8 protein-coding genes are annotated in these 12534 nt (G+C 56.3%); 2 read left to right on the top strand and 6 right to left on the bottom strand.

The window, feature by feature from the left end; genetic code table 11:
- Positions 1-184 precede the first annotated feature (184 nt).
- Together F561_RS0108725 and F561_RS25135 are read left to right on the top strand one after the other, a co-directional pair.
- Positions 185-841, top strand: coding sequence for a hypothetical protein (locus F561_RS0108725; RefSeq protein ID WP_019009575.1), 657 nt, complete (start codon positions 185-187; stop codon positions 839-841).
- Positions 838-3120 carry a nuclease-related domain-containing protein gene (locus F561_RS25135; RefSeq protein ID WP_019009574.1) on the top strand — a complete coding sequence of 761 codons (2283 nt, stop codon included), beginning with the start codon at positions 838-840 and terminating at the stop codon, positions 3118-3120. Before F561_RS0108725 ends, F561_RS25135 begins: the two co-directional genes overlap by 4 nt.
- Positions 3121-3226: 106 nt before the next feature.
- Here F561_RS25135 and F561_RS25130 read toward each other — a convergent pair whose 3' ends face one another.
- The 6 genes from F561_RS25130 to F561_RS0108690 form a co-directional block, all read right to left on the bottom strand.
- A complete protein-coding gene (locus tag F561_RS25130) occupies positions 3227-6457 on the bottom strand; it encodes a helicase-related protein (protein ID WP_019009573.1) in 3231 nt (1076 codons plus the stop codon).
- Positions 6458-6474: 17 nt separating this feature from the next.
- A complete protein-coding gene (locus F561_RS0108710; RefSeq protein ID WP_019009572.1) occupies positions 6475-6936 on the bottom strand; it encodes a hypothetical protein in 462 nt (153 codons plus the stop codon).
- Positions 6929-7831 (bottom strand): ParA family protein, encoded by a 903-nt coding sequence (locus F561_RS0108705; RefSeq protein WP_040380233.1) that lies wholly within the window; start codon positions 7829-7831, stop codon positions 6929-6931. Before F561_RS0108705 ends, F561_RS0108710 begins: the two co-directional genes overlap by 8 nt.
- Positions 7832-7995: 164 nt before the next feature.
- Positions 7996-8340 (bottom strand): hypothetical protein, encoded by a 345-nt coding sequence (locus tag F561_RS0108700; RefSeq protein ID WP_019009570.1) that lies wholly within the window; start codon positions 8338-8340, stop codon positions 7996-7998.
- Positions 8337-9122, bottom strand: a complete 786-nt coding sequence (locus tag F561_RS28775; protein WP_157451681.1) for a nucleotidyltransferase family protein — start codon at positions 9120-9122, stop codon at positions 8337-8339. The genes F561_RS0108700 and F561_RS28775 overlap by 4 nt, the downstream gene beginning before the upstream one ends.
- Positions 9119-12496 carry an Eco57I restriction-modification methylase domain-containing protein gene (locus F561_RS0108690; RefSeq protein ID WP_019009568.1) on the bottom strand — a complete coding sequence of 1126 codons (3378 nt, stop codon included), beginning with the start codon at positions 12494-12496 and terminating at the stop codon, positions 9119-9121. Before F561_RS0108690 ends, F561_RS28775 begins: the two co-directional genes overlap by 4 nt.
- Positions 12497-12534 lie beyond the last annotated feature (38 nt).

Raw genomic sequence — 12534 nt, 5'->3', positions numbered from 1 at the left:
GTTACTTGACTTGACTTGAAACCATCTACAAATTTGCAGTGCTCTGCGACAATTTTGGGCTTAATGAAGCTGAATTGGCGCGGGTCTGCTAGGGGGGGTCTACCCCCAGCGCAACTCTGGCGCACGGCACAAAAGACGGTAAATACGTGTTCAGGACGGTAGCCAGCACCCTAGACTCAGCCCAATGCTGCTCCGCGCCTTCCTGCTCACCCTTGCCCTGTGGGGCACCACTTCCGCTTCTGCCCTGCCCGGCCAAACCACCACGCCTCAAGCCCTCGGCATCACCCTGTCACTGCGCGGCGATGATGCTCGCAATCTGGTCGTGATTGAGGGTGCCCGCGCTTCTGGTCAAACCCTCTTTCGCAGCAACGCAGGCCGCACCCACCTGAAATTTAAGGTCGCAGTGGAAGGCCAGACCTATGAGGCGATCATGTTCGACGGTGACTGGAAGACTGCTGATCAGTCGCAGCTTTCAGCAGGCCCAGTACGACTGGTGGGAGTATGGGACACCTTCAACAACCAACCGTCACTGACGGTCAAGCGGGTGTTGGCGACTAAGACAGCGGCTCCTGTAGTAACCAGCGTCAGCAAGCCTCTGCTCAAGATCGCAGGTGCCCAGATCAACCTCGCCAGCCTCCAGAAATACACCAGCACTGCGCAAAAGGTACATCTTTCGTACACCTTTAATGCCAATGGCAAGACCTATCAGGGCGTGCTGTATGCAGGAAGCTGGTCAACGCCTGTGTTGGCCGTTCTCCGCTCAGGCCGCGCCACGCTGTATGGCCGTTGGAGCACGTTTGACGGCAAACCGAACTTCGTGACCGAGCGAGTGGAGCGGTGACCAAGCAGCTCAAAGACGATCCCCGCAGCCGGATATATGTGGGTCAAGACTTCGTGATCGGAGACATCGCTGAGCCACTCATCTCGGCGTTGGAAAGATTCTTGAAGCAGTACCCCGATGCTTTAGCCATGCTGGAGTTCACCAGTCCCGGCCCCAACAACCGCCAGATCGACTGCGCTCTGGTCAGCCGAGGGGGCATCGATCTGATTGAGGTCAAGGATAAGCAAGGCGTCGTGGAGGGATCGGCGGACGGCCCCTGGACCGTGCGGCAGGGCAGACGCGTCAACCCTGTGTCCAATACCAAGTCGGGGAAGGAAGAGAACCCATACCAACAAGCCTCCAACACGGCTGAAGACCTGAAAAAAGGCTTGCGGAAACTCTTTACCCATAAGCCTCACCTGCGGGTGACACCTCTGGTGTTCCTACCAAGTGCCGATCCAGCCTCATTCATTTCCGACTACTCCAATGTCAAGCTCGCTTTAGGCGAACGACAGTTCCAAGCGGCACTTCGGTCTGCTCCGCGCAGTCACGATGGTGGCTGGAACGGCCTCGATCATTTTCTTCTGCCTAACCTGCTGCACCTGAAACCCATGAATCTGTCATTCATTCAGGGACGAATCACAGACGCTTTTGAACATCAGGCCCTTCCCAATGTTGAGGTGTGGGCCAATGTAAACGGCGAGCAGTTGATTACACACACCGACAAAGCTGGAACCTACCGCTTTGCCGCCGCGTGGGGCAGTGAGGTACAGCTCAGCGTCATTGCGCCAGACCGGTACTTGGCCCCAGAAACGACGCCGTTCCGCGCCGACATGCATTACCTCAACGTGGCTGACCTGCGGCTGGCCGACCGGTATGAACGCAAAACCGAGGAGCAACTGCGGGCTGAGGTGAGGCGGGAGATGGAAGCCCGGATTGAGGAACAAGTGCGCCAGATGCAGGCCGCCTGGACAGACACCCAGTTGCAGATGGGGCTGGTCATTGACGACCTGAATACCCAATTGCGTCAAGCGGCGGTGCAGTTGCAGCAGCGTGACCGGCAGGCCAAGGAAGCCTTGCGGTTGGGCAGCCAGCAGCGCCTCCCTCTGCCCATTCAGGTGCGGCAGGCGACCCTCGTGCAGAGCCTCGGTGAGCAGCGCCAACAGGTGCAGGAGGCGTTGGCCGACCTTCAGACGGCCCAGAACACCGAACAGCAACAGGCGGTGCAGCAGGCATTCGGCGTCCTCACGAGGGTGGCCCTCAGTGCCCGCTTGGAGCTGGAACGGCCACGAGACAGCGCCTTGCCAGTGCTGGCTCTAAAAACCAGCCCACGCGTGGTCGATGCGCCGGAGCTGCAAGATTTGGGCGAGCCGGAGTTGGTGGAGGACGCGAAGTGGTCAGACGTGAGCCGTGAGCGTCCTACGGCGGCCCGACACGACACAAGGCCGTCCAGCGCGACGCTCACTGCCCAACCACCACGCCGAGTGCCCATGTGGGTCTGGGGGGTCGGGTTCCTTATGGCGGCAGGCCTAGGGGCGGGATTGACCAGCCAACTGATTCGCCCACAGTCGCCTGCACCGTTGGCCACGCCGACGCCCCCTGCACCAGTGACCGTCGCTGTGGCTGAAACAACGCCTGCTGAACCGGCGAGTGAGCAGGCGGCAGCTGTCATACCGCCTGCGACCAAGCCCGTGTCGGCTCAAGTTACTCTTGAACCTGTGGCTAAAACGTCTGTCGCTACACCAACCCCATCACCAGCGACACCAGTGCCCACCGTTGAGGTAAGTCCATCGGCAACTGCACCCACCAATTCACCAACAAAAACCGTTGTTGCAAAGCCTGTGACAACGCCAGCCGTCCAAATTCCCACTCCTGCACCCGCCAGACGCACAGTAGAGGAGGCGGCCCCGGCGCAGGCTCCGGTACCCGCTGTAACGCCCACTGCTTCCCGCTCAGTGGCGGCCAGCCCAACTTCTAGTAAACCCGTGGCGGCAGCTGTGGCCTCTCCGCCGCCTGTGGTCGTGACGCCTCCAGCCGCTTCAGCACCACGGCCTGCCCAGACTCCTCAAGTCACTCCGCCTGCAGCGGTGGTTAAAGCTATTACCACACCGCCTACTCCCGCTCCCAAACCCGTGGTTGCTCCCTCTACTCCAGTGGCACCTGCCGTATCAAACGCCTTGCCGCAGCCCACGGCAGATTCGACGAACCTGCCCGGAGAAATGGTGGACGTGGTGGACAGCGCCAGCAATACAGACGTGACGAGCGAAACTGATGCCTTGCCAGGAGTACCTGTGGAATGAGCGCACAAACCTTCCTACAGAAGAGCGGCTCAAGAATTGAGTCAGTAGCCATCTGCCCCCCTGACATGACTGACAGGCTGACACTCCCTGCTCGTCACTCTGTCCGTCAGGTCAGCCATTCATAGGCAATCAGTTCCACCTGAGCGCGCGTAATGTCCTGAATCGTGACGCGCTCAGATGGCTGATCCACCAGCAGCTTGTTGTCAACGAAAAAGCCTTCAAGGTCAGCCGCCAGCACAACTGCTTGTTGCACCCCGATCCCAGCAATAATCGCCTTGAGGGCTGGGTCGCGTTCGAAGCCGCTCAACGAGCGGTTTTCCAGGGTGTGCAGCAATCTGGCCTGAAGGGAGGCCTCCAGCGCCGTCCGTACAAAAGCGTCTTGCAACCAGGTCGAGAGGGTGAGGTTGTTGCCCTTGAGCGGCACCTTGAAGCGGCTCTTCTTGGCTGCACGGGTCGACTCCGCCAGGATGTCCTTGATGGCCTGCTCCAGGAAGGGATACACCTCCTGCCCAGCGGGCAGTTCGGCGCGGGGGGTGTCCTGCTGGGCTGCGATGCGGCGGTAAATCTCACGCTTGGACGTCAGCGGAATTGCACCTTCCTGCAAGGAATAGACCCGCCACAGCACGCGCTCACCAACCCGGAAGGCAAAGAAAATCCCCTGCGTGCCTTCTGGTGACGCGTGGACACTGTGAGTGCCCAGCGGAATGTCTTCCACAAACGCTTCCCCAAGCAGTTGCAGGGCAGAGATCAGCGGCAGGCGCATCTCGTCGCCGTAGCTGAGTTCGCTCTCCTGCTCCAGTTCGTCCAGCACGCTCTGGTCTTCGGCACGGATGCGCTTCAATTCCTCAAAGGAACGGCGGCTCACGGCTTCGCCCAGCACACTGGCGTCAAGGCCCACCGTGCGGTCGATGTCGGCTATGCGGGTTTGCAGGCGCTCGACCAGGCCCAGCACCTCTTCCAGCCCCTCTTCGGGGAACACGTTGGCAATTTCCAGTTCCTCAAAGGTGCTGCCGAGGCGGTCGATGCGTCCAGCCCGCTGAATCATACGGACCGGGTTCCAGTGCAAGTCAGCGTTCAGCAGAAAGCCTGCATCCTGAAGGTTCTGCCCTTCACTGAGAACGTCAGTGCTGATGAGAAGATCAATGGGACGATCCAGCAGCTTCTGGTAATCGTGGTCGTCATCTTCGCTGCGGCGGTTGGAACGCGGGGCAAAGCGTCTCACCACATCGTTGCGGGTATCGCCGTTGCTGCCGCCACTGAGGAAGGCTACGCGCTCCGGGGTCAGGGTCATGGCCGCCATAAACTCCGCGTCATGGATGAGGGCGCGGTAGATGTAATCAGCGGTGTCGTGGTAATAGCTGAACACGATGGCCTTGCCAAAGCCCTGCTCGGCACAGCGTTCCAAAAGAGCTCGCTTGATAGCGGCGACCTTAGCGTCTTGCTCGCCGCCGTCACCGCGCGAGACCAGCAGGGTCTTAATGGCCCCTTCCATCCAGATCAGTGCGTCCAGGTCGGCCTGAATCTCGACCTCCATACGCGGCACGTCGTAGTCGGTGCTCTTCACTTCTGGCAGACTACCTAGCAGGCCGTCAATGCGGGGGCCTTCGGCATCATCTTCCAGCGCGGCGAGACGCAGCACCTGCTCGACCTTGCGGTTGGTGCCAGCGTCCAGGAGGCGGCCCTGCTTGAACTGCGTGTAGAAACGCTCCTGAAAGCGACGCTGGTTGGCGATGCTGGATGAGAGGGCATGCACGCTGCTTTCCAGCCGCTTCAGGAAGTTGGTCTTGAAGATGCCGGTCAGCGCCTCGCGCTTGCTGAGTTCGGTGGCATCGGCGTCCAGCTTGTAGCGCTCAAGGTTATATGCGACCAGCCGTAACCGCTCGATGCGCCCCACCAGGCCGCTGTAGAAGTCACCGAACTGATCGGTCAGGCTGTACTCGACCCGGTGCAAGCGGCGCTTGGGGAAGCGCACTTCCTGCCCGGCGATGATTACTGCCTCACCCTGCTCCTGACGGCGGCGCACGTCCCGGCGGCTGCGGCGCACCATGCTGTGTTCGACCAGATCGTAGAACTCTTGGGTGCCGCGTGTCACACCAGTGATAAAGGACTTGAGGCTGGGCACCCCATAGGCGCTGTAGGCGTCGTCCCGGCCCCGCGTCATCAGCATCACCTGCTGATAGAAGTCCCAGATGGTGTTGTTCACTGGGGTGGCCGTGAGCAGGGCAATGCGCTTGTCACTGCGGCCCCCGGTCAGCAAGCGCATCAGGTTGATGTAGCGCCTCGCACCGGGGTTGCGGAAGTTGTGGCTTTCATCCACTATCACGACATCGAAGTTGGAAAAGGCTTTCCAGTCGAAGTCCTCGCGGCCCAGTGACTCCATGCTCACGACCTGCGCAGGAATGCCGTAGCGCTCCAAGAGGGGCCGCCAGACCAGCTTCTCCAGTTGGGCCGGACACACGACTAGACCACGCGGCACCCGGCCTCCGAATTGTGCCCGGCGTTTGATCAGGTACTCCTCGAGGATGCTCAGCCCCATGAAGGACTTGCCGAGGCCCACTGCGTCGGCCACCATCACGCCCCCGAAGCGCTCCAAGAGGCCGATTGAGAGCCGGAAGCCCTCCGCCTGAAACTCGGCGAGGTTGATGACGCCGGGTGTATCGCCGGGGTCGTTCAACCCTAGCGAATCGCGGAAGTTTTCGAACAGCACTTTGACGAACACCTCAAAGGGGGTGTAGGGATGTGCCCCGAACTTGCTGCGTTCCAGCTCGTCGATCAGGTCCTGCTTGTAATCGTCGGCTCGCGTCCAGAAACGCTCAAACCACTCCTCCCGGAGCTGCTTGGCAACGCCAGTCTGCTTGGTGACCGTGTTGAGTTCCGAGTTATGCCGCAGGCCATTGACGGTCAGATTGCTGCTGCCCACGATGCTGTAATTCGGGAACAGGTAGGCCTTGGCGTGCAAGAAGGGATCATCGAAGAGCCGCACTTCCACCGTCTCGCGGCGCAGGAAGGCGACGAGTTGATCGATCATCTCGGCATAGGCACTGCCCAGCGTTTCGCCTTCCAGTTCCTTGCGGAGCTGCTGCCGGAAGAACCGCTTGAGTTCGAGGCCCCGCCGATCCAGCGGCATGTCGGGTTCTTTACCCAGCATCAGTCGCAAGTGTTCTAGCTGCGAAAACGCCCCACCGATCACGTTCCAGACGTTTGGACTGAAAAAGCCCGTGGCAATATCCATCCTGCGCTGTTCGTACTCGCCAATAAGGGCTGTCAGGACGCTAGAGAGATATTGGGTCTCGTTATCGGTGAAATCGGGGAGGGGCGTGTGGGGCATCCCGGCCATGATGCCGCAGGATAGGTTTACTCAGGGGCAGATGTGCCTGCTGGTAAATCCTTCAAACTCCCGGACTCCTTGAAGGTTTCATCGGGTGCTGCAGCGCCGGGGGCCTCCTTCTCGGAAAACGTGTCCTGACGCGCGAAGGCCGAACCCTTGTTGAACTGCTGGCGCATGGTCTGCAACACCTGTTGACGCAGGTCACTCAATGCTAGCTTCTTAGATGCTTTAAGCTTCAAACGCTTTGCATAATGACGCACCTGTTCTTCATCTGCATGAAGCAGATGCTCTTCAAAGGCTGGGAGATCATACTCCGCAACATATTCATGAGGGTCAGTGTAAATCGCAGTTTTCAAGGGCGTTTTACTGTCTTCTGTCGCGTCTAAAGCTGCCTCAAGTTCTTGACTAAAGCTTGGATGTTTTGCTGCATAACTCTCAAGGAAGTGAAGCAACCGCTCTAATTGGGCTAAAGCAACAATCTTATTCATCTGCCTCTCCTTCAAGCCTTGAGAGGATCTCTTGAGTCAGTGCCCAAGGGTAGTAATGAAGGGCATGAGAGCCAGAGTTTCCTGTTCCCCACTTGTCTTTATAGCTAATCTGTTGTGCGGTGTAATCCATCACTTCGGAATATCGGTTGGCCTGGGGGATAGTAGTTTTAAAGATTAGGGCTGGTGAAGCACCTGCCATGGTGTAGTACCCGGCAAGTTGACGAGGAAGCATTTTCACAACCGATTTGTGGAGAGTACTACTAGAGTTAAATTTGGTCACTACCACACCGAGGCTCTTCACAGGAATTTTTCGAGTTCGTGCGTATTTCTCGATGCGTTGAATAATTTGCGGAATCCCATATGTAGACATTACGTCTGGAATGACTGGTGTTACATAGTAATGACTAACCTCTAATCCATTTTGCGTAATGAACCCAAGATTAGGAGGGCAGTCAATCAATATAAAATCGTAGTTGGAAAATAATCCACTCAGCTCCATCTTCACAATCTCCATAGGAGACATTGTGAAGGATGATTTTATTGCCACCTCATGCATACGGTCTTGAGCTTCAACCAATTGAATGCTGGATGGGATAAGATCAATCTTGCGTGTTTTTAGGTTGGAAACCCCTACAATCAAAGCCTTTTCTAAATCGAAGTTGTTGGTTCCGTCCAGCTTATCAAGAAACAAGTGTGCCAAGGTTTGCTTATCTTCATCTGCCTGCTGCCAACGTTCTTCCCCTATAAGAGCAATGGTCGCATTCGTTTGTGGGTCAAGATCTAGGACTAAAACACGGTATTTATTGATGGCGCTAAGTGTCTCTGCAACCTGTACCAGTGTAGTTGTCTTCCCGACGCCGCCTTTGAAGTTGATAAAGCTGATGATATGAGTCACTTCAGTAGCATAACCGCAGTCTCCTAACATGGTAAGCACAAATACGTGGCCTAGCAAGGTTACCCCTGAGATCACTGCGAATATCTATTGAGTTGTCAGCCTGAAATAACTGAGGTGTCTGCCTCCTCTTGAATCAAGGGAAGCGAATTGGCACCTTTGAGTTATTAGGGTACAGAACGTAATAGTGTGCTGGCGGCCCTAAGTTCGGCCACTTGCCTTTTATACTCATTCTCGTCAATACGACGTACGCCGTCTCCATCGCGCTCATGCCGTTTAATAGTGATGTAATAACGGGAGTCAGAGACGAAGCCACCTAATACTGGGTTGTAGGCGCGCAGCACGACCCCATCCAAGCGTTCCTGCATCTTGACAGGTACACGGCCAACCATGTAATACCGCACAGAGCTGGGGGTATCCCCTACACTCCGAAATTTTTTCTCATCCTGACGTAAGGCCGGACGGTCTTTCTTCTTGATGACCACTTTCTCGGAAGTTTTCGGATGTGTCATGGGGATCCTCCTTCCTGCCTTTGCAGAGCTTCGGCGGCCAGAATCATCTTCCAAGCCTGATTGAACAAGTCTGCACTGGTAGCGTCCAGTGTGTCCAGCACCAATTGCTCAATTGGAGTCAGCACTGGATCGCCGAAGTCAGCGTCTTCTAGGTTGAGGTCGACCTCCTCAGTCTCGATGACCATATTGGCCTGCTGTTCAGATTCTTTGGCCTGAAGTCCCCGGCGAATCTCGTAGAGCCGATGCTCAAAGCCGTCTAGTTCGTCGATCATGGCATGCATCACTTTTAGCTCGGTGTAATGGCCATTGACGTCCAGCACAAACTGAAGATCCCGGTAGCCGCTACTTTGAGGTCGCACGACCCGGTCACGGTACGCCACCACTGGGAAGACACGTTGGACATAGGCAGCTACGTCATACATCCCCCAGAGTGAATCCACAACAACTTTTGCTCCCAAAATGTCGACTGGGACAACCAAAGCCGTACGAGCATATAGATACTTTTCTACCAGACGTTCAAGACTCTTGACCTTATTCGGGCGCGCTTGAGCCTGAACTCCGCCAGGCCATTTGGCCAGTCGTAAGCGTTCTTCAAACGGCCCAGCGAGTTGCCGGGCCTGTGTATAGGCTCTGATCAAATCCTGCTCGGGCTGTTCAACTTGGCCAGTGTCAATGATGTGTTGCGCTCGCAAAGCCACACTAAGAGCGGCACAATGACCTGTTAAACCTGCCTCGCGTGCTTCCTGCTCAGCAGCAGACTCTACCAGCTTGCGCCGACTCAAGCCCCCACCGCGTCCACTTCCAGTTCCTCTGCTGCATCGCCCGCGCCCGCATAGGCTCCAGCCGTCAGCGATTCCACTAATTCTATTTCGGCAGGCGTCAGGCAGTACATCTCGTATACCAGCGCATTGAGTTCGGGTAGACGGGAATCATCGGTGAATGTTTCGAGCATGGCTGCTTGGGTTGGGGTTGGGGTGACGATGGGGAGTTGCTCTAGGTATTGACTGAAATAGCGGCGTGAGCCACCCATGATAGTTGGAGAGATAGAATTCATAAAATATTCAGTCATTCTAGAGTTTAGAATAGGTACTAACCACCGATCTGTAGAGCAAATAAAATAAGTTGTATTACCTAAATAAACTCCACTTTCATCCCACAAGAATCTGGGTAATCTACCCATGTCTGGATAAACTATCTTACTCTTTTTGAATTCAGAGTAATATCCACATGACCTAAGCTCCCACCAAAATCTTCCTTTCTCAGTCCTATCTCTAAGTTCTTGTTCATTTAACTTCATATACCTGTAAATAGCTGGGTATTCACTCTCAAAAATGCTCTCAGCTATACTTTCCGACCGTTCACTGGACCAAGGATGGCCTAACGCTTTATCGCCAGTATTTCTAAGCAGAATTATGTACTTTTTTTCGCGCTCATTTATCCTCCATCTCTCTATATCCTTTCCTCTCAGATACGGCTTAATTATATCGCAATTTTTCGGGTCTTCAGATATGAATGCTTGCGCTGCTTCATTATCTATTATGAAAACTTGATTCAAGCTCGTTTGTATACCATGACTAAATTGTCCTGAGACTATCTCCCCTAATGGTTGACCTTGGCTCTTAAGCTTGGCAATCAACCGCAAAACCCCCGGTTCATCAAGAGTCCATTCTTGTGTTGTCAACACATTAGGGTTTAGGGCCGCCATAACTTCACGAGCAAAGCTATGGAAGCTCGCCATGCCTTCACGGAAACTGTCTACGCCCTCAGTTAGATTTTCGCTGAGCTTTGCCTTTAGAGTACGTTCTGGCAACATCCGAATACTCTCACCATCAGGTTTAGCTTTTTGCACCATGACAATAGAGGTTAATACAACAGCATCAAATATTGGCAAATCACCAAAGTCGGCTAGAATCTCTACTCTAGTTTTGCTGCTCAATACGCCGCGTAACTTCTCACCATATCCCGCCCGCATAAACTTATTAGGCGTGATGTACGCCAAGCGTCCACCTTCGCGCAACACATTCAAACCTTTTTGATAAAAATACACGTACAGATCGGCAGTTCCACTAGCTACCTCTGAGAACGCTGTTTGCAAGGCTTCTTTATAGTTTTTCGCTAAACGTTGTGTACGTACGTAGGGCGGATTGCCGATCACGATGTCAAAGCCGCCGTTACCACCCCGGTTATCGTCTTTCATCACCTCGGCAAAGTGAACGTTGTGCAGGAAGAAGGGCAGAGGTTCCTTCTCGTCCCACACCTTAATTTTCTGCTCGATCAGGCGGCCCATATTTTCTGCAAGGGCAGTGCGGCGCTTGGCAAGGGTGGCGCGGCTGCGTTCAGCGAGAGTGGGGTGAGCAATCTGGCCATCCAGAATCCTGATCTGGCCGTCCAGCCCCTTGATGCGGGCATCCACGTCAGCGCGGAACAATTCACGCTCCAGCTGTTGAATCTCTTGCCGCAGAGCGCGGCGGCGTTCTGGGTGCTGCTCGGCAAAAAAGGCTTCGTGCTTGGTTTCAATCGCTTGCGCCTTTTCGGTCACGAGGGCCTGATCGCCCAGAATGGCCTGCTCCACTTTGATAAAGGGCGTGCCATCCACCGTTTCCAGCAGGCCGTCGCCAGCCATCAGCTTGTACTCGAGGTTGGGCAGTGGTTCAGGCTCTTGCGCGTCCACCACCAAACTCAACCACAAGCGCAAGCGGGCAATTTCAATGGCTTCCTGCTTGATGTCGACGCCGTACAAACAGTGCTGGATGTATTCACGCTTCCAACTGGCCAGCGCGGGGCTGCCTTCGGTCACGTTCACGCCCCGGCGGGCCTCAGCACTGCGGCGCACCCGGATCATGGCGCTCAGAAAGCCCACCAGCATTGAGGCCGTGCCCACCGCCGGATCAAGCACACGCACCTTGCCCAGCGCCTCAATGATGGCGTTGGCTTCGGGGGCGCTCAGGTCATGTACGGCGCTGTCGTCGGCCACCAATAGCAGCAGACGCTCTTGCCCAATTCCGGTGGTGTCTGCCAAATACCGGGTCAGGGTTTCTTCGACCATAAATTGCACGATGGAGCGTGGCGTATAGAAGGTGCCGCTCTGCGCGGCTTCCTCTTCTTCCATCATGTTCTCGAAGACCTTGCCCAACATTTCGGGGTCAAGGCTTACGTCCTGCTCCAGTGCGCCGCTTTCAGCAATGGTGAAGTTGTAGCCGCCCAGCGTATGCAGAATGCTGCCGGTCACGCGGGGATCAAACAGGCTGTTGGGCAGGTTCAGCACGGTGTCTTGCGGGTACTCGCGCTCAAAGAGGCTGCCGTTGAGGTAAGGAATCCGGCCCAGATCGCTGGCGTTGCTGGGACGCGGCGTGTTGAGCACGTTGAAGAACAGCGGTTCCAGACCGTCGCGGTAAAAGTTGCCGCCAGGGTGCGCGGACGCCTTGCCATAGAGGTCGGCAATAAAATCAGGGGCCTCGTCCAGCCAGCCCTTCTTCTGAATAAAATACAAGAAGATGATTCGCCCCAGCAGGCGCTGGGTGAACGCATGCAGACTGGCCCTGTCTTCAGGGCGGTTGCGCTCCAGTGGGCCAAGCTGGGCGTTCGGGTTCTCGTCGCGGATGACGCCGCGCACATGCTCGAACAGGCGGCGGTAGTCGTCGTAAAAGCGCTTTGTCACGCGCTCAACATTGAAAGCCTTGACCTGCGCGAGGTGGGCGGCCTGCGCGCGCTGTCCGGCAGGTCGGGCGACCTCACGGAGTAGGGAGAGGTCATGCGCCGTGGGACGCGCGGGCTGCACACTCAGGCGGCCCAGTTTGACGCTCCCACCGTCCCGGCGGGGTTTAACAAACACCAGCCGCTCAAAGTCGCTTTGTGTGGTCGCAAAGGTGAGCAGGTACTCGCCGGGCCGTTTCAGGAAACCCTCAGTGACGCGCCTTAGCGTGGCTGCGTGCAGGTCAGTGACCTCAAAGTGAACGTGTTGCAGGCCGTCACTGCCCTCGCCCAGATCTACCAGCAGCCAGACCCGGCGCACGTCATTGGCCGCCGCTCCTTCTATCCCGATGTCGTCGGGTGTATACGCCGGGGCCTCCTGATCCACCGGATAACCCAGCAGGTGATAGAGGTCGGCCAAGGCAGCAGGCGAGCGGAGAGAACGCAGATCATCGAGGTGCAGCAAGGGAAAGCTCCTAGCGGGAGTGAGAGGGACAACCGGCG

It is taken from the genome of Deinococcus aquatilis DSM 23025, from assembly GCF_000378445.1.
Classification (GTDB): domain Bacteria; phylum Deinococcota; class Deinococci; order Deinococcales; family Deinococcaceae; genus Deinococcus; species Deinococcus aquatilis.
Note: the sequence above shows the minus strand (reverse complement) of the source record. Positions and strands in the feature narration are given on the sequence as shown.